Annotated in this window: 14 protein-coding genes; 4 read left to right on the forward strand and 10 right to left on the reverse strand. The window is 70.2% G+C overall.

Translation table 11 applies throughout. The features are described from left to right. Positions 1–68: 68 nt before the first annotated feature. From ASG12_RS01595 to ASG12_RS01605, 3 genes are all read left to right on the forward strand, one after another. Positions 69–1,100: a ParA family protein gene (locus ASG12_RS01595; protein ID WP_055784431.1), complete on the forward strand. Its 1,032-nt coding sequence runs from the start codon at positions 69–71 to the stop codon at positions 1,098–1,100. Beyond that, a complete protein-coding gene (locus ASG12_RS01600; protein ID WP_055784433.1) occupies positions 1,097–2,113 on the forward strand; it encodes a ParB/RepB/Spo0J family partition protein in 1,017 nt (338 codons plus the stop codon). Before ASG12_RS01595 ends, ASG12_RS01600 begins: the two co-directional genes overlap by 4 nt. A gap of 162 nt (positions 2,114–2,275) precedes the next feature. Then, entirely contained in the window at positions 2,276–2,980 is a 705-nt protein-coding gene (locus tag ASG12_RS01605) for a hypothetical protein (protein ID WP_055784435.1), read from the forward strand. 27 nt (positions 2,981–3,007) lie between these two features. Here the strand turns inward: ASG12_RS01605 and ASG12_RS01610 are convergent, their stop codons facing one another. The 10 genes from ASG12_RS01610 to ASG12_RS01655 all read right to left on the reverse strand — a co-directional run bounded on the left by ASG12_RS01610 (position 3,008) and on the right by ASG12_RS01655 (position 17,057). Further along, positions 3,008–4,183 carry an N-acetylmuramoyl-L-alanine amidase gene (locus ASG12_RS01610; RefSeq protein WP_055787396.1) on the reverse strand — a complete coding sequence of 392 codons (1,176 nt, stop codon included), beginning with the start codon at positions 4,181–4,183 and terminating at the stop codon, positions 3,008–3,010. A 178-nt stretch (positions 4,184–4,361) separates the two neighbouring features. Next, positions 4,362–4,709, reverse strand: a complete 348-nt coding sequence (gene trxA / locus ASG12_RS01615) for a thioredoxin (RefSeq protein ID WP_045824930.1) — start codon at positions 4,707–4,709, stop codon at positions 4,362–4,364. A 73-nt stretch (positions 4,710–4,782) separates the two neighbouring features. Further along, positions 4,783–5,772: a thioredoxin-disulfide reductase gene (trxB, locus tag ASG12_RS01620; protein WP_055784437.1), complete on the reverse strand. Its 990-nt coding sequence runs from the start codon at positions 5,770–5,772 to the stop codon at positions 4,783–4,785. A 67-nt stretch (positions 5,773–5,839) separates the two neighbouring features. Next, positions 5,840–6,652 (reverse strand): anti-sigma factor family protein, encoded by an 813-nt coding sequence (locus tag ASG12_RS01625; RefSeq protein ID WP_055784439.1) that lies wholly within the window; start codon positions 6,650–6,652, stop codon positions 5,840–5,842. A gap of 64 nt (positions 6,653–6,716) precedes the next feature. Further along, positions 6,717–7,352, reverse strand: coding sequence for an RNA polymerase sigma factor SigM (gene sigM, locus ASG12_RS01630; protein WP_055784441.1), 636 nt, complete (start codon positions 7,350–7,352; stop codon positions 6,717–6,719). 78 nt (positions 7,353–7,430) lie between these two features. Continuing rightward, positions 7,431–8,498 (reverse strand): nitronate monooxygenase, encoded by a 1,068-nt coding sequence (locus tag ASG12_RS01635; RefSeq protein WP_235455794.1) that lies wholly within the window; start codon positions 8,496–8,498, stop codon positions 7,431–7,433. A gap of 10 nt (positions 8,499–8,508) precedes the next feature. Then, a complete protein-coding gene (locus tag ASG12_RS01640; protein ID WP_055784443.1) occupies positions 8,509–9,144 on the reverse strand; it encodes a DNA-3-methyladenine glycosylase I in 636 nt (211 codons plus the stop codon). Continuing rightward, entirely contained in the window at positions 9,141–12,959 is a 3,819-nt protein-coding gene (gene murJ / locus ASG12_RS01645) for a murein biosynthesis integral membrane protein MurJ (protein WP_082501743.1), read from the reverse strand. The genes ASG12_RS01640 and murJ overlap by 4 nt, the downstream gene beginning before the upstream one ends. A 370-nt stretch (positions 12,960–13,329) precedes the next feature. Then, positions 13,330–15,927 carry a DUF6049 family protein gene (locus ASG12_RS01650; protein ID WP_055784449.1) on the reverse strand — a complete coding sequence of 866 codons (2,598 nt, stop codon included), beginning with the start codon at positions 15,925–15,927 and terminating at the stop codon, positions 13,330–13,332. After that, on the reverse strand, positions 15,924–17,057 hold the full coding sequence (locus ASG12_RS01655; protein ID WP_082501565.1) for an NUDIX hydrolase: 1,134 nt from the start codon (positions 17,055–17,057) through the stop codon (positions 15,924–15,926). Before ASG12_RS01655 ends, ASG12_RS01650 begins: the two co-directional genes overlap by 4 nt. A gap of 153 nt (positions 17,058–17,210) precedes the next feature. On the opposite strand from ASG12_RS01655, the gene ASG12_RS01660 reads away from it, so the two are divergent. After that, positions 17,211–18,680: a CCA tRNA nucleotidyltransferase gene (locus ASG12_RS01660; protein WP_055784451.1), complete on the forward strand. Its 1,470-nt coding sequence runs from the start codon at positions 17,211–17,213 to the stop codon at positions 18,678–18,680. Positions 18,681–18,868: the final 188 nt, after the last annotated feature.

Below are 18,868 nucleotides of genomic sequence, written 5' to 3' on the forward strand. Positions count from 1 at the left end.
GGTGGGATTGGTGCGGTGTGGAGGTTGGGCGCAGAATGTTGAGCAAGCGGGGTCGAAGGAGAGTGGCTGTGGGACAGGTTCCACCCGACGGAGGCGCTCCCTCTGGCGCGGTTGTCTCGGAGGCCCAGCCTCATGTTTCACGTGAAACACCGTCGGACGGCACGCAGGCCACGCCGGCGAACGTTTCACGTGAAACCACGGGGAAGTACCACGACACCCCGATTGCGGCTGCGGCCGAACGTGCGAGCCAGGTCCTCACCAAAGGCATGGCGGGTCGGCTCCCTCGGCCCGTGGAACCCCGCATCATCACGGTCGCCAATCAGAAGGGCGGCGTCGGTAAGACGACGACGTCGGTCAACATCGCGGCCGCCCTCGCTCTGCACGGTCTGGGCGTGCTCGTCATCGATCTCGACCCGCAGGGCAACGCGAGCACCGCGCTCGGGATCGACCACCGTGACCCCGATATCTCCTCGGTGTACGAACTCCTGCTCGGGGAGATCACGCTCGCCGAGGCCATGCAGCCCTCGCCTGCTCACGACCGGTTGTTCTGCGTGCCCGCCACGCTGGACCTCGCCGGTGCCGAGATCGAGTTGGTGTCGATGGTCGCTCGCGAGACGAGACTGCGGAACGCGATCGACCTCGAGACGATCCGGGCGCACGACATCGACTACGTCATCATCGACTGCCCGCCCTCGCTGGGCCTGCTGACCGTCAACGCCATGGTCGCCGCCCGGGAGGTGCTCATCCCCATCCAGTGCGAGTACTACGCCCTGGAGGGCGTGGGGCAGCTCCTGTCGAACATCGAGCTCGTCCAGGCGCACCTGAACAAGGACCTCTGGGTGTCGACCGTCCTTCTCACCATGTACGACGGACGCACCAAGCTGGCCGACCAGGTCGCCGACGAGGTACGTAGGCACTTCGGCGACAAGGTGCTCACCACGGTGATCCCGCGGAGCGTGAAGGTGTCGGAGGCTCCCGGATTCGGGATGACGATCATCGAGTACGACCCCGGATCACGAGGCGCCATGAGTTATCTGGACGCCGGGCGGGAGCTCGGGATGCGCGCATCGGCGACACGGCAGGAGGACGGCACCGCATGACACAGCGCAAGGGCGGCCTCGGGCGAGGACTCGCAGCACTGATCCCCACCGGACCCGACGAGGGCCCCCGTCTGGGCGCCGCCGCGGCAGATGTCGTGCTCGGCGAGGCGCCACGCAAGGGCGGCGCAGCCCGTACCGCCACCGCGGTTCCCGCCGCAGAGTCACCTGAGGACACGGCGTCGGCGGCGGGTGCGGTGTATCGGGAGATCCCGCCGACCCACATCCAGCCGAACCCGCAGCAGCCACGTACCGCCTTCGACGAGGAAGCCCTCGCCGAGTTGGTCCACTCGATCCGTGAGTTCGGGCTGATGCAGCCCATCGTCGTCCGTCGTCTCCCCTCCCCTGTGGGCGATGTCGCCTTCCAGCTGGTGATGGGTGAGCGTCGATGGCGGGCCAGTCAGGTCGCGGGACTCACCGCGATTCCGGCGATCGTGCGCGAGACCCAGGACGAGGACATGCTCCGGGATGCGCTCCTGGAGAACATCCACCGGGTGCAGTTGAACCCGCTCGAAGAGGCCGCGGCGTACCAGCAGCTGCTCGAAGAGTTCGGCGTGACGCACGACGAGTTGGCGACGCGACTGGGACGCTCTCGTCCCGTGGTGACGAACATGATCCGACTGCTGAAGCTGCCGATCCCCGTCCAGCGGCGGGTCGCCGCGGGGGTCCTGTCGGCCGGTCACGCCCGCGCACTGCTGTCGTTGGAAGGTGGATCCGATCTACAGGAGGCGCTCGCGGCACGCGTCGTCGCCGAGGGGATGTCGGTCCGCGCGACCGAGGAGGCGGTGACCCTCGCCAATCACGACGGGCCGGCCGCGACGCCGAGCACGCCGACGAAGCGCAAGCCGATGCTGATGCCGGGTCTGCAGGACGTGGCCGAGAAGCTCTCCGACCGCCTCGACACCCGCGTGACGGTGTCGCTCGGCAAGCGGAAGGGCAAGATCGTGGTCGAATTCGGCTCGGTGGACGACCTCGAACGCATCGTGGATCTGTTGGCCGAGAATGGGGCGAAGTGACCGTGTCGAACCACGTACTCCGGTCAAGGAGCGAAACGTCACTGTGACGCTGAGCCACCCCTGGACACCCGCGACGGTCGACAACCGTTGTGCCGCAATGCATTCGCGCGATGACGCCGCCCGTTACCACAGGGTGCGCCCCGAATCCGTCGGGAGGGGCTGATGAGCGTCTCGATCAGCCCGCTCCGGCTCGACGGCTTCGAGTCACTGCCCACCCACGTCCGGCAGTGCATCTTCTGGGAGGTCGATCCGGTCGGGATCCCCGGACCCGAGAGCGGCTACGTCATCGACAGCGAGTTCGACAAAGAGGCATGGGTCTCGATGGTCATGCTCGACTGGGGTAAGTGCGCACAGGTGGCGGTCGAGTCGACGACGGGTCGCACCATCGGCACCGCGTTCTACGCACCGCCCGGTCGCGTGCCGCGCGCCCGACTGTTCCCCACCTCCCCCGTCAGTGCTGACGCCGTCCTTCTCACGTCGGTCCGTGTGGACGCGGGCTTCGAGGGAACGGCCGAGTCGTTGGTGTCGGCGGTCGTCGCCGATCTCGTCGAACGTGGCGTCCGCGCGGTGGAGTCCTTCGGCATCGTCCGCTCGGCGGGTGACGAACCCGATGACCTCGCGCCGGCGAAGCCGGGTGTCCCCGATCCGTCCTCCACCCTCTGCCCGGGATGTATGACGGACGCACACTTCCTCACCGACGTGGGCTTCGAGCTCGTCGCCCCGCACCATCGGTTCCCGCGGTTCCGTCTGGAACTCGACGAGGGGTTGGGGTGGAAGTCGGCGGTGGAGAGCGCACTGGCCGGGCTGGTCGTGATGGCGACCATCGACGCGACCGGACGGGAACGGACCGCGGTACCGGTGGGCTGACGCCGAGGTGTCGTGGCGGGCAACCGCTCAGCGAGCGATGTGCTCCGACGCCAGCAGGTCGGCGAAGGTGTAGGTGCCGGTGGGCCGGTCGTTCTCGCCGAGCAGGTACAGCCGCTTGACCGCGACGAGGATCGCGTCGGCGATGGTGTCGCGGATCTGGGGGTCGTTCAGGGCGGCCGCATCGTGCGGGTTCGTGATGTACCCGATGTCGATCTGGGTGACCGGCATCCGCGTCAGGCGCAGGATGTCCCACGTCTTCGGGTGACTCCGACAGTCGCGCAGTGGAGTTCGCGCCACGATCTCTCGCTGTACGAACCCCGAGAGCGAGTCGCCGATGGTCGAGACCGACCCCGCAGGCGTGCCGAAGTAGAACGTGGCGACGCCGCCGGCGGTCGGCGACTTGTGGTGCGCGCATCGAAGTGCGACCACGAGGTCGGCGTCGAAACTGTTTGCGGTGCGGGCCCGTTGGGCATCGTCGGGGTTGTCCGACACCGATCGCGACAGGAATGTCTCGACGCCGGCGGCCGCCATGCGTCCTTCGAGTCGGTGCGCGAGATCCCACAGGATGGTCGTCTCGAGCGCCGCGGTCTCCGGGCTGACAGCGGCGTCGACCACTCCGTTGCCGGGATCGATGACCACGCGCTTGCCGGACAGCTGGGGGCCCGAGCGTCGCACCGACTCCTGCTCGCGGATGGCGTGCGGGGAACCTCCGGTGACCTTGGTACCGAGGTTGTTCAGCGAGCGCAGCGTGTCCGGGCCGCAGATTCCGTCCGGGGTCATCCCGTACTCGCTCTGGTACGACCGCAGCGCGGTGTCGGTCGATGCGCCGAACTGCCCGTCGACGAGACCGGTGTAGTACCCCAGGTTCTGCAGCCGCGACTGCAACGTCGCGACATCGTCGCCGTTGAGGGGGGCCGACAGGGTGTAGGTGAGCACCCGGGCGCCGAGGCGGTAGGACGCCTCACGCAGGACTCGATAGGTGGCCGGGCCGACGATGCCGTCGGCGATGAGGCCACGATGTTGCTGGAAGGTGCGCACCGCGTGCTCGACCTCGTGATCGAAGACGGCGGGTCGGTCGAACGTCTCGGCATCGGCGCTGTGCCGACCGGCCGAGCCGGTGTCGGTGAGAAGGCCCTGCGTGGTGAGGATCGAACGGATCTCAGCGACAGCAGACCCCTGATCACCCAGGCGGTACAGCGCCATCACCACAGCCTTTCTCGCATGTCGACGGCTCGGAGTGCATATCGACATCACAGTGTCTCAGGTCGGTGGTCCCCTGACCAACACGCTGCGTCAGGTGCTCCACACGCCATCGGGTGCGCGCGGCGGACGCCGCACACACCCGATGAACGAAGGTAGGCCGAGCCCGTCGGCCGGTGGATCAGACCGCGGGCTTCTCGGCACCGAGGACGGTGTCGAGCTCGCGCAGCAGGGCTGCCTTGCCCTTGGCCCCGACGATCGTCTTGGTCGGCTGACCGTTCTCGAAGAGGATCATCGTGGGGATCGACATGATCTTGAAATCCCGTGCGACATTGGGGTTCTCGTCGACATCGAGCTTGGCGACGGTGAGCTTCTCACCGTTGTCGGCAGCGATCTCCTCGAGCACGGGGGCGACCATCTTGCACGGGCCGCACCAGGTGGCCCAGAAGTCGACCAGCACCGGCTTGTCGGCGCCGAGAACCTCGGACTTGAAGGTCGCGTCGGTGACGACGACTGTGTTTGCACCCATTGTGTGTTCCTCCTCTAGTGGAAACGTGACGTGTGGTCCGGAAGCGGCGGCCTGCCGATCCGGAGGGGTGTGGTCAGGCCAGTGATGCGACCGCGACGTCGGCGGTGACATGGGTCGTGGCGTCGGCGCGCTCGGCGAGCCACCGCTCCGCGTCGATCGCGGCGCTGCAGCCGGTACCGGCCGCGGTGATGGCCTGGCGGTACCGGTGGTCGACGAGGTCGCCCGCGGCGAACACACCCTCGACGCTGGTCGCGGTGGTGCCGCCGACGGTGCGGACGTATCCGTCGTCGTCGAGATCCACCTGACCGGCGACCAGACCGCTGCGCGGGTCGTGACCGATGGCGACGAACATGCCGGTCACGTCGAGTGTCGACGTCTCACCGGTCACGGTGTCGACCAGTTCCAGGCCGGTCACCGACGTCTCCCCCAGCACGCGGTTGATGCCGGCGTTGGTGACGAAGCGGATCTTCTCGTTGGCCTTGGCGCGCTCGAGCATGATCTTCGACGCGCGGAACTCCTCGCGACGGTGGACGAGGGTGACGCTGCGGGCGAACTTCGTGAGGAAGGTCGCCTCCTCCATGGCCGAGTCGCCGCCGCCGATGACGGCGATGTCCTGGTCCTTGAAGAAGAACCCGTCACAGGTCGCACAGGCAGAGACGCCGCGCCCGAGCAGATCCGACTCGCCGGGGACGTCGAGGTAGCGGGCTGCGGCACCCATCGCGAGGACCAGTGCGCGGCTGCGGTACACCTCGCCGCCGACCTCGACCTCCTTGATGTCGCCTTCGGCCCGGATGACGTCGACGTCCTCCATGCGCAGGTCGGCACCGAAACGCAGTGCCTGCTCGCGCATCTCGTCCATCAGCGCCGGACCCTGGATGCCCTGCTGGAAACCCGGGAAGTTCTCGACCTCGGTGGTCGTCATGAGCGCACCACCGAACTGCGTGCCCTCGAAGACGACGGGTGCCAGTTCGGCGCGTGCGGCGTAGACGGCGGCGGTGTATCCGGCCGGTCCGGATCCGACGATGATGACGTCGTGGATCGTCTCGGTCCCTGTGTCGCTCATCTGTCCTCTTTCCACGTGCGTGATCGGCTGATTCAACACAAGGGTAAGGGGATCTGTTCCCGTCGCCTCACCTCGTCGGTGGTGCGCCCCCGATGCGTTGTCGGCTGATCAGCGCCGGTCGGCCGCTGTCGCAGTCGGTGCCCACGACGAGCGCGTCGAAGCGCCCGGCCTGTCCGGTGCCGAGCAGCACGACCGTCCGCCGACCACCGTCGACGGTGAGGGTGCCCGACCCGAGTACCGGCGTGGAGGGGGCGACGCCGTTCGCGGACAGACATCGCTGCAGGCGCGCGGCGTCGGTGGACCCGTCGAACGATGCCTCCGATCGCCCCAGCACCGACAGGAGGGCCACGGGCGCGATGTCGGTTCCCGCGGGGTCGTCGGACGGTGTCGGCGCGAGCTGGGACGACGTGACCGACGGCTCGGCGTTGGTGACGGTGCCCTGCGACGACATCGACGCCGTCGAGATCGCCACCACCAGCGTGACCACGGAGATGACCGCGGCCGCGGCCAACGCGATGAGCAGACCGCGACGCCGGCCGGCATCGCGCAATCGTGCCCGCGCATCGGCGAGCGACTCGACCTCTCCTTCGGTGGTGGGGTCGCCCTCCGTGGCTGTCGAGCGCCCCTCGAGACCGGCCAGCGTCGCCTCGATCGCCGCGCTGACCGCGGCCGGCGGCGGATCATCGGCCACCGGGGCGGACGCGAGGTCGGTGCGGGTGGCGTCGAGGGCGTCGAGCACGCGTCGGGCGGCGGGATCGGCGCGCACCCGCGGCCACAGCGCGGCCGCCTCGTCCTCGGGAAGGACACCCGCGTGCAGGTCGGCGACGAGGTCGACGGGAAACGGCGGACCGGGGTGCGGCGCGGGGGAATCGTCGGTCATCGTGCCTCCCGTTCCCTGCTCGCAGCTGTCGGTGTGTCGGCGTACGTGCCCATCCGCATACCCATCAGACGCCGACCGGGATCGATGGGTTCCCGCCGGGTGGGACATCGTCGGGTTCGCGGAGATGACCGAGTGCGACGGCGAGCTTGGCGCGGCCCCGGGCGCACCGACTCTTGATGGTCCCCGTGGGGACGCCGAGCATCGCGGCGGCGTCGGTGACCGAGTAGCCCTCGACGTCGACGGCGACGACGGCCTGCCGCTGGTCGGCGGGCAGCGTGCCCAGTGCGCGGTCGACGGCGAGGCGGGTGTCGATCTCGGCGGTCGCGTCCCGTGGATCGGCCAGGGCCGGTATGTCGAACTCCGGGATGGGGACGGTGTGTCGCAGGGTGTTGTGGCGGACGCGGTCGAGCGCGCAGTTGACGACGATGCGGTGCAACCACGACCGGACCTGCGCATCGGCCCGGAAGGTCGCGGCGTTGCGGTGCGCCTTCAGCAGCGCTTCCTGGAGAGCGTCGGAGGCGTCCTCGGCGTTGTGGCTGCTCCGGCGGGCGACCGCCCACAGGTAGTTCTGATGGCGGCGGATGAGGTGGCCGAAGGCCCGCGGGTCACCGGCGAGATGCGCGGCGAGCAGCTGTTCGTCGGTCGGCGTCCGGGCAGCCGAGGACGCCGTCGTGTCGGCACCCGTCCCCGAATCGGTCATGGTCAGCCACGGTAGTGGAGTGCGCATGGTCGCGATCGGCGAGCGTGTCGGTGCCTGTGGATCGATTCCTGTTGTGGATCAGCCGGCGGCGCCGTGCTCGACCGCTGCGTGCCACAGGTCGGCGATCACGGTGGCCGTCGGGACCGCGCGGGCGGCGGCGAAACCCTCGCCGGCCCACAGCGTGATGGCCTCGGCGTCGTCGGCGGCCGTCGCCGCGCGCCGGATGGGGCCGGTCAGGGTGTTGACCTCGGGGAACACCGACGGCGCGAGGTGGCCCAGTTCGTGGTGGAACCGGTTGGCGAGCCCGCGGGCGGGGCGTCCCGAGAATGCCCGGGTGAGCACGGTGTGCGCCCCGGAACCGGGTTCGGTCGCCGCGGCCAGGGCCCGACGGTACGGGGCGCTGGTGCCCGCCTCGGGGGTCCGCAACAGCAGGGTGCCGATCCCGACGGCACCGGCGCCGAGCCCGAGGAGTCGTGCCACGTCGGATCCGTCGGCGACTCCCCCGGCCGCGATCACCGGTGTCGGAACCGACTCGACGATCGCCGAGAGCAGGTCGTCCAGCGACTCCTCCGGCGGCGTCTGCGCGACGGCGAACGTCGAGCGATGGCCACCGGCGGCCGGTCCCTGCACCCAGAGGACGTCGGCGCCGCGCTCCATTGCCGCGTGCGCGTCGGCAACGGTGGTGACCGTCACGACGATCGTGGCGTCGACCTCGTGGAGGCGAGCGACCTCGTCGGGGGCGGGCAGCCCGAAGGTGAACGACACCCACGGGACGCGACGCTCGACGACGACGTCGAACGCGGCGGCGTACTCGGCGGTCGAGAACGACGGCACCTCGGGCACCTCGACGCCCGCAGCCTGCGCCCAGGGTGCGAGAGCCTCGACGTATCGCGCGACGCCCGCCGGATCGGTCTCGTGCACACCGGCGGCATCCGGGACGAAGAGGTTGGCGCCGAAACGCTGCACGCCGCGCTCGCGGACGACATCGATCGAGGCCCTGATCTGCTCGGCCGACCGATAGGCGGTGGCGAGGAAACCGAGCCCCCCTGCGTCCCCGACGGCGACGACGAGATCGTCTGTGGTGGGTCCGCCGGCCATGGGGGCACCGACGAGCGGGACGGGGAGATCGCGCAGCTGTGCACTCACCCCGGTGACGCTACCGCCGCGCCCGCGGGCTGCCGTCGGGCGCCCACACCCCGGACGAACCTCGCCGGAACGATCCCACGAGGTGCGTGTCGACGATGCCCAGGGCCTCCATCAGTGCGTACATCGTGGTCGGACCGACGAACCGAAAACCTCTGCGTCGCAATTCCTTCGACATCGCCACCGACTCGGGCGACGACGTGGGCACCTCGGTGATCGTCTCGGGGGTGGGGGTGCGATCGGGCCGGAACGACCACAGCAGCGACACCAATCCCCCGTCGACGGCGTCGCGCAGGGCGATCGTGGCGGCGGCGTTTCCGATGGTGGCCTCGATCTTGCCGCGGTGACGGATGATCCGCGCGTCGGTGAGGAGACGCTCGACATCGGTCTCGCCGAAGGCGGCGACGGTGTCGACGTCGAAGTCGCAGAACACCTCTCGGAACGCGGGACGCTTGCGCAGGATGGTCGCCCACGACAGACCCGACTGGAAGCCCTCGAGGCAGAGACGTTCGAAGTGGGCCGACTCGCCGTCGACCGGCATCCCCCACTCGGTGTCGTAGTAGTCGCGCATCATGCCCGGCGTCACCGCCCACGGCGGGCGGGCCAGTCCGTCCTCGCAGACGGTCACACCGAGGGGATCGTCGGTCAACTGCCCATGCTGATCTGGCTGATGGTCCCCTGGAACCCACCGCGCGCACCCTGCGGGAGGGACGTAAGCCACACCAGGACAAACGGCGCCGAGCGCGGCTGGTCGATGGTGATCGTGGTCGTCGGGCGGTCGACCGTCGCGGTGGCGACCTGGCTCGTCTCATCGAATCCCGCGGACGCCGAGGGTGACATCCGGATCTGCAGTGCGATACCGGGATTGGGTGTTCGGACCGTGACCGTACGGACCGCGGCCGCGCGATCGAGCGCGAACATCAGCCCGAGGCCGTTCTTGAGATTGCCGAAGCGGGGTCCGCCCCGGTAGGTGTCGGTGCTCCACGCCGGACCCTGCCCGGTGATGATGTTGCCGACGTTCGTGCTCGAGTCAGCGGTCTGGTTGGAGTAGTCGACCACGGTGACCGACCGCAGGCTCAGCGCGCCGGCAGGTGCGGCAGCTGCGCCGGACTGACCGGGCTGGGCCGATGAGGTGATGATCGAGTTGATGTCGGTCGGCCCGTCGGAACCGCCGACGGTGTCGGTGAGCCAGACGATCAACGCGATCACGAGCAGCAGGATCACCAGCCCGGCCGCGGCGGCGATGGCGAGGACCCGCATCGAACGCGGTGACCGGTCGGAGAGCGACAGACGCGACCCACCACGACCCGCGGCCTGCGGTGAGACGTTGGTGGCGGGCGCCGGACGCTCGGTGTCGTCGCCGATGACGGGCATGAGGTCGGTCTTCTGGTCGACGACCGTCGCCTGGTCGAGGACGTGTTGGATCGTTGCGGCCGTACGGATCCCGCTGTTGCCCTCCAACGCCCGTGCCGCGACGGCGGAGATCTCGAACGGCACGTCGGCGCGGACGGCGCGCGGCTCTTTCGGGATGCCCGCGGCCGACGGCTCGGCCACCGGCAGCCCACCGATGGGCTCGCCGGTCGTTGCGCTGGTGATGGCCTTCGCGGCACCGTCGGGATCGAGCGGCCAGTGCGCGAGGAGCAACGCGTAGAGCACCGCACCGAGTCCGCGGACGTCGGTGGTCTTGTCGTCGCCGGCGATGGTGCCGGGGAACGCCAGCACCGCGTTGCCCTCACGGGAGATCCGGATGCGGTCGGGGTGGTCGATCGACAACGAGCTGCCGGTCCGGTGCGCGGCCTCGGCCGCTGCGGCCAGGGCACGGACGGCGCGTGCGGCGCCGACGGGTGACGGCTTGGTCTTGGCGACCTCGGCCAGCGAGGAACCCGACACCCATTCGGCGACCACGATGCCGCCCGACGAGCCCCGGACCACGTCGAGGACGCGGGCGATGCCGGGTGAGTTGACCCGGCCCAGCCGCAGGGTGCGCGACAGCACGGCCTGCGGTCCTTCACCGCGAACGCCTTGGGCCGCACCGGGTTCCGGTGGCGGCGAGGTCTGATCGGCGTCGACGAAGGTCAGGGCGACGTCGCGGTCGAGGTTGATGTCGCGTGCGCGCCAGAACTGCAGTCCGCGGGTGCCGCCGTGCGCCTGCAGCAGTCGATAACGGCCACCGGCGACCGCGGCGCCCGGCACCAGGCGCGGTCCGCGACGCGGCGGTGCGCCCGTCGGCGCGGGGGCGCCGGCAGGCGTCTGACCCGTCGGGGGGTTCGGTGCCGCAGGAGGATTCGCGTCGGTCGGCGCGGGCGGAGAGGGTGCGCCTACCGCGGGCTGAGCACGGGTGGCGGTGTCGTCGGCAGACGCGGAGGCGTCGGGATGCAGGGCGCGCAGACGGGGATCGGTGTTCACCGATCCCGGCAGATCGTGGAGCCCACCGTGGTCGACGTCAGGCCCGACACCCTTCTCCGGGTCGACGCGGTTGTCACCCACGAGGCCAACTCCTCTCCGTCGATACCGCAGATCCCTGGGCGCGTCGGGCGACGATCCACCCACCGCACCACCGGTGTGTACCGAATATGCCTGCCAGCTGGCTGTACCGCGATCGAATCGCCGCAACACCTGTACCTGCCCAGAATAGGGGAGGCTCTCGTCGCCGGTGATCCGCGGGAACGCGACGGTCATCTCGGCGATCGATTCATCGGCCGACTGCGCACGCGGTGCGATGGCCGGGATGAACCGGCCGAGCATGCGTCGGACGCTGACACTGACCGCGATCACGTCGGGGATCCGCAGGAGGACCAGTGCGGTGTAGACGAGTCCGAGGGCGACGATCGCGGTGAAGATCAGGTAGGCCAGCGATCCGATCTTGCCGTGATCGGAGGCGAATCGGTGCAGGCCCGACGCCTGCGACACGCCCCACACCAGCGCACAACCGCCCACCGAGGCGGCCAGGGTGAGCAGGGTGGTGCGCGAGACATTGGTCATGCGGATCCGCCCGAGCCGACGTCGCAGCAGCATGTGGCCGACGATCGCGCCGACGACGTAACCGAGGCCGTTGGAGAAGGCGAGCCAGCGGACCACGGTCTGACCGTCGTCGAACAGCACGGGCCCGAGGTACGACGACACCGACTTCACGACGGTGATGCCGACGGCGATGGCCGTGGGTGTCCACGCGTCCTCGCGGGCGTAGAAGACGCGCAGCTGCACCAGCGTCATCGAATACGGGATGATCGTGAACGCACCCCAGCTGAGGACCGACCCCAACTGATCGGCGGCCGACAGGTCGAACCGCCCGAAATTGAAGATGGCGATGGCGATCGCCGGTCCGAAGAACGTCATGAACGTGATGATCGGCAGCAGCGCCACCATGGTCAGACGCGTCGACAGCGACAGGTCGTCGACCACCGAGTGGGTGTCCTTCGCCGCGGCGTTGCGGGAGAGCCGCGGCATGATCGCGGTGAGGATGGTGACGCCCAGGACGCCGTAGGGCAGCTGCAGCAGCTGCCAGTGGGTCGCGTAGACGCTGACGCCGGAGGCATCGGCGTGCGATGCGATCCGGTAGGTGATGAAGAACCCGACCTGCAGCACCGCGACGTAGAGGACGATGGCCGCGGCCATCCGTCCGAACGCCCGCAGGCGGGCGTCGAGACCCCACCGCAACCGCAGCCGCACCCCGGCGCGTCGCAGTGCCGGCAGGAGGATCGCAGCCTGGCACACGACGCCGAGCGTGGTGCCGACACCGAGGACGAGCAGTTTCGCGTCGCCCATCCGGACCGGGTCGAGCGAGATCTCACCGGGCATCAGGGCGAACACGATGAGTGTGGCGATCTGGACGACGTTGTTGCACACCGGCGCCCAGGCCCCCGGACGGAACGCGCCCTTCATGTTGAGGATGGCGGTGAACAACGCCGACATCCCGTAGAACAGGATCTCCGGTAGCAGCAGATAGGCCAGTGCGGTCGCGAGATCGCGGTTGACCTCGCCGTCGCCGAGGTTGAGATAGGTCAGCAGCGGGGCGGCCACCAGCGCGACGACCGTCGCGACACCGAGGGTGGTGAGCGCGAGGGTGAAGATCCGGTTGACGAAATCCTCACCGCCGTCGGGATCCTCGGCCTCGGCACGCACCAGGACCGGGATCACGATCGCGGTCAGCACCGCGCCGAGGACCACCTCGGCGACGATGCTGGGTAGCACGTAGGCGGCCTGGAACGACGACGCCGTCGCGGCGCCGAGCGACGCCAACACCAGGATGGTGCGAACGAAACCACTGATCCGACTGATCAGGGTGGCCAGCGCGATCGAACCACTCGTCCGCAACACGCTCGCGTCGGAATCGTCCGGCCGGGGGCGGGCGTCGCGCTGCGCCGACGCGCCGGCGGCGGACTTCCGCGCCCGGATCGTCTCGTCGCTGATCTCGACCTCGCCGATGTCGCCCGGGTCGGCGTGTGGCGGTGCCGAGATCGCCATCCGGCGGGTCGGCGGGTCGACGGTGTCGTCCCACTCGGTCCCGTCCCATCCCGTCCGGCGACCGGCCACCTCGAACGGCGGCGGTCGGCGCTGCGCCGGTGCGGGTCCGGTGGGTGCATACCCGGCGGGGCGGCGTCGCGGCGGCGGCGGTTCGGTGCGTGTGCGCCGACGCGACCGGGTCGACTCCGGCTCGTCGAGCGCCCCGGGGTCGGAGACGCGTTGTCCGGCCGGGCGGATGGCGCGTGGCGCGGCCCGGCCGTACGCGGGGTCACCCAGCGGTTCACCGGTGGCGGGGATGCGGCGCGGCGCCGCCCGGGAACCGGTGTCGGCGCGCTCGTCGTCCCGATCGTGCGGGGTGACGTCGGGGCCGTCAGTCATCGCGGCCGCCGGGAAGCTCGGGATCGTGGCCACGGTCGGTGTCGCCGGCCGAACGGATCCGGGGAAACGGGTGCTCGAGGGTGTCCGCCCCGGCGCCCGCGTGTCCGCCGTGCAGATAACGACTGTCGGCCATCAGACGCTCACGCTCGTCCGGTTCGGGCCGGTCGAAGTCGGCCGGGTCGGGCTGTCCGCGGAACCGGTGCCAGAGCCGTCGGCCCGCGAGCAGGACCAACAGCACACCGGCACAGATCGTGATGATGAACAACGCCTTCCCATATGCGTTGGAATGTACTGACAGCTCGATCGGACTGCCCATCGCGACACCGCTCGAGGTCACCAGGGCGATGTTGACCGTCATCGACGACGACGACCGCGCCTGGGTCGGCAGTTGGATCTGCCGGGTGCCCTTCGGCGGGATCTCGATGACACCGATGTCGCCGACGTCGAGATCCGGCGGCGCCGCGGTGTCGAGGCGGACGCGGATCGACAGGGGCAGGTCGTTGCGCACCACCAGCAGCAACGGGCTGCGTTCGGAGGCGAGCGTGTACTTCCCCCCGGGATCGAGGATGCCGACCGAGTCACGCATCCGGTCGACGGCACGATCGACCGCTCCGACCCGGGCCCGTGCGGTCGCCACCATCGAACGCCGGTCCGCGGTGTCGTCGACCGGTGCCGACCGCATGGCGCGGATCAAGTCCTCCACCAGCGGTGCGACGTAGGTGCGCGGCGACATCGCGACGTCGTTGCGCGCCACCATCGAGGCCTCGATCTGGAAGATCATCGACGTCGCCCGCGTGATCATCCCGGTGGTGTCGGCGTCGAGGGTGGTCAGGTCGACGGTCGTGTCGGGGGGCGTCTGGAGTTCGGCCGTCGTGGAGGTGTCGGTGAGGTCGGCGGCCACGGTCCCGAGCGGCCGGGGTGCGGCGAGACCGGCGTCGAGCAGCAGTGTGGCGGTGTCGAGCACGGCCCGGGCGTCGTCGGCCGAGGCCGACCAGACCGCGGGCGGCACGACGACCTCGCTGCGCCCCACCACGGGGGTGTCGACCGGAGCCCCGATCCGCGCCGCGGCGGAACCGGTGGTCGGGGCGATGGCCGAGTAGGTCAACGCCGAGGTGGCCGCGACGCGTCGGCTGTCCTGCGACTCGGAGTCGAGATCGAACCGCTGATCGGTGGGCGTGATCGCCGGGGTCGAGGGGGCTGCGCCCATGGCGGCCAGCGCCGTGGTGACCGACGGGTCGTAGGTCGCGACACCGACGTCGGCCGCGCGGTACTGCCCGGTCCCCGACGGCGTCGCGGTGCGTATCGACGACGACGCCACGAGCGCGCGGTCGAGTCGGTTCGCGGTGAGCAGACCGGCCGCGGTGGCGTCAAGGGCTCCGCTGGTGGGCACCACGAGGTTGCGCAGGCTGGTGACCCCCAGGATGGTGTCGACGATCTCGGCCGGTGACGTGAGGCCGGTCCGGGTGAGCGCGGGGTCGGCGGCCGCCGAGAGGGTGTCGAGGTTCACCTGGGCGAACGGCAGCGCCACCACACACAGCCGCGACGCCATCGTCCGCAACCGTTCCAGCCATGCCCGCGCCGCGGCGGCGCCGGTTCCCTCGCGGGTGGCCGATCGTGGGTCGGTGGGATCGCGCGACACCACGTACCCGGTCGTCATCGCCTGCACCGTCACCAGCAGATCGGGGTCGACGGCGATGCAGGTGCTGCGGGTCAGGGGTGCGTCCGCGGTCGACGTCGCGTCGTCGAGGGTGGTCAGCAGTCCGTCGAGCCGTCCGCCCGAATTCAGCGAGGTGGCGAGATCGTCGCTGACGAGGCGGACGTCGGAATCCCCGCCGCCGGGGACACCGGGGGCGAGTTGGCCCGGCGCGGCCAGCGGCCACAGCAGGGTGAACTGCGTGGGTGTGGAGACCGTCGGCGCGACCGAACCGTCGGTCCCGACACCCGGCGCGTCGGCCGATCCCGCGGCCATCGCACCCGCGGCGGTCGTCGCACGACCTCGGTCGGGCGGCAGGCCCAGCACCGAGAGCAGCGTGCGGGAGTCGTCGAGGCGGGCGGCCTCGCCGTAATCGGGCGTGCCGTTGAGGTTGACCAGCAGGGGGTACACGCCGGGGGTGTCGATCCCGAGTCCTGCTGTGCCGCCGCCGGCTTGGGGCTCGGCGGGCGCCGACAGCGGGACGGTCAGCGAGAAGCTCCGGCGCTGTCCCGGGTCGAGCTCGGAGGCGACATCGCGGAACGGTGTCGTCACCTCGTACTGCGCGGTGTCACGCGTGAGCGACGATCGCAGGCCCGTCGACGACTGCACCGCGTCGCCGCGCTGCAGTCGCATCACCAGATCGCGCACCGGGCGGTCACCGACGTTGGAGAGCGTGCCCGTGACCGTCACCGTGGACGGGCTCGAGGTGGTCACCGTCGACGGCGACACCGAGTCGATCGCGACGTTGACGAATTCGGCGGGTTCGGGGAACGGTGCCGCGCCGACGGGTCCGGTTCCGGCGATCCACATCGCCGACACGATCGCCGCGAGCAGCGTCGCGGCGGCACGTGCACCGGTGCGCCGGTGGCCTCGTACCGGCGGTCGATGCCGGGTCATCCGTCGTGACGCGGTTCGCGGGCGCCTCGCGTCTCCTCGGGCTGCGTCCGTGTCGATTCCGGCTGCGCCGGGGCCGCAGTCGGGCCCGGGCTCCCGTCCGCCGCGGCGGGGCGTCGGGGGCCGCGACGACGGCGTCGTGGACGCGGCGCGCGCACCGGTTCCTTGCGGCGCTGGTTGCGTGCGGCGGCGGCCTTTTCGTATTCGTTGGGCTCGGTGCGCACGTTGTCGGCCTCGGAGCGGGCGAGGAGCTCGGGGTCGGAGGTGAGGGAGTCCAGGACGTCGGCGGCGGCGCGGGCGAGCCGGCGTTCGTCGGAGTAGGTCAACTTCTTCGGTAGGTCCGACAGCGGGACCCAGGCCACCTCGGCGACCTCGTAGTCGGCGTCGGAGAGTTCACCGCCGGTCGACCGCATCAGGTAGTGGTGCACGGTCTTGTGGATCCGTTTGCCCTCGCTGACGAACCAGTAGTCGATCTTGCCCAGCGAGGCGACGACGGTGCCCTCGATGCCGGTCTCCTCGGCGACCTCACGCATGGCCGTCTGCTCGACGGTCTCCCCGGTCTCGATGTGTCCCTTGGGAAGTGACCACATCATGCGTCCGCGCCGATCGACACGGCCGATGAGTGCGGCGCACCGGTCGTCGGCCGGACCGTCGATGTTCGACACCACCAGGCCACCGGCCGAGGTCTCGCGCACGGTGCGCAGCCGCGGACCCGCGTCGGCGTTCGCGTCGGTCGGCGTCGATCGGGGCGCACGGCCCGCAGGGCGGACGGCGGCGCGCAGATCGGAGGGCTTGACCGCGACGGTGACGTCGCCGTCACCGCCTCGGGAGCCGCCGACGGCGTTGTCGGGGGTGTCGGAGGTGGGGCGGCTGGGCTTGCGACGCCGCCCGCGCCGCCCGCGTCGGGAACCACCCGTGGCTGCGCCGGGGGTCTCGGTGGACCCGGCAGCGGCCGGGCCCGACGTCGTCGGGGCGATGCCCGCAGAATCAGTGGGCGCCGAATGGGGGTCGGGGACCGCGACGATGCCCGTGGCCGTCGCCGAACCCCGTCGGCGTCCGCCGCGCCTCTTGCCGCGCCGACGACGCGGATGTCCTGCGACATCGCGATTCGGCTCGGTGGGTTCGGCTGACACCCCACGATGCTAGCCGCCTGTAACCCCCCGTTCGGGGAACGGCGGGTGTCCCCCTGCGGAGAACGGCAGGTGCGACAGCTCGGGGAACATGCGAGGTCGGCGAGTCGGCGACGGCGGATCGGGGCGATCACGGGGTCGGTAGGCTGTCACCTCGTGACAGCATCGGCCGGCCAGTCCTCCGACGAGCGCCGCACCCGTCTGCTGACGAATGCGGTGATCTCGCTGCGGCAGTTCTCCGACGTCCTCACGCCCCTCGGTGACCGTTTCGCCGACCGCGGCTTCTCCTTGTTTCTTGTGGGGGGCTCGGTGCGCGATGCGGTGCTGGGCCGTCTGGGGACCGATCTGGACTTCACGACCGACGCCCGACCGGCCGATGTGCAGGCGCTGCTGCGCGGCTGGGCCGACGCCGTCTGGGACACCGGTATCGAGTTCGGCACGGTCAGCGCGTCGCGTGCCGGCCACCAGATCGAGATCACGACGTTCCGTGCCGACACCTACGACCAGGTGACCCGTAATCCCCTGGTCGAGTTCGGCGACACCCTCGAGGGCGATCTCGTGCGGCGGGATTTCACGGTCAACGCGATGGCGGTCCGTCTCGGCGCGGGCGGCGAGCAGGAGTTCATCGACCCGCTGGACGGCATGGCCGACCTGGTCCGCGGGGTGCTCGACACCCCGTCGCCGCCGGAGGTGTCGTTCACCGACGATCCGCTGCGGATGCTGCGCGCGGTGCGGTTCGTCGCGCAGCTGGGGTTCAACCCGGCCCCGCGGGTGATCACGGCGATCACCGAGATGGCCGATCAGATCCAGCGCATCACCGTCGAGCGTGTCGCGGCCGAGCTGGACAAAATGATCCTCGGCGAGCACGCCGTCGAGGGCGTCGTGGCCCTCACCGACACCGGTCTCGCCGAGCGGGTGCTGCCGGAGATCCCGGGGATGAAGCTGGCGATCGACGAGCACCACCAGCACAAGGACGTGTACTGGCATTCGCTGACGGTGCTGCAGCAGGCGATCGATCTCGAGGAGAGTGATCCCGATCTCGTCCTGCGGTGGGCGGCGCTGCTGCACGACATCGGCAAACCGGCCACGCGACGGCACGAACCCGACGGTGGGGTGAGCTTCCATCACCACGAGGTCGTGGGCGCGAAGATGGTGCGCAAGCGACTCAAGGCGTTGAAGTACCCGAAGGCGGTGATCGAGGAGATCGCCACCCTGGTGTTCCTCCATCTGCGCTTCCACGGGTACGACGAGGGCAAGTGGACCGACTCCGCGGTCCGGCGCTACGTCACCGACGCCGGTGACCTGCTCCCCCGCCTGCACAAGTTGGTGCGCGCCGACTGCACGACGCGGAACAAACGCCGAGCTCAGCGGCTACAGCGCACCTACGACGACCTCGAGCGTCGCATCGCCGTCCTCGCCGAGCAGGAGGACCTGCAGCGGGTGCGGCCCGATCTCGACGGCAACGCGATCATGGAACTGCTCGGTGTGCCCGCGGGCCCGGTGGTCGGCCGCGCGTGGCGGCACCTCAAGGAACTGCGTCTCGATCGCGGTCCGCTCGACCGTGACGAGGCCGAGGCGGCGCTGTTGGCGTGGTGGCAGGAGCAGCCCGATCGACCGGGTTCCTGACCCTGTCGCCGTCGTTATCATTCCGTTACCTGGTCGTGTGGTCGGTTACCGGCCCGTGACGTACGGGCCGAATCCGGCTACTCTGTGGTCAGGTCGAGACACTGGCCTCGCGAACGACTACATCCCCTCCTCCTCCGTGACCCGCACGATCAACCCTCCGGACATCCCGGATCAGATCTGACGCAGCG

The sequence above is a fragment of the Williamsia sp. Leaf354 genome, assembly GCF_001424365.1.
Classification (GTDB): Bacteria; Actinomycetota; Actinomycetes; order Mycobacteriales; family Mycobacteriaceae; genus Williamsia_A.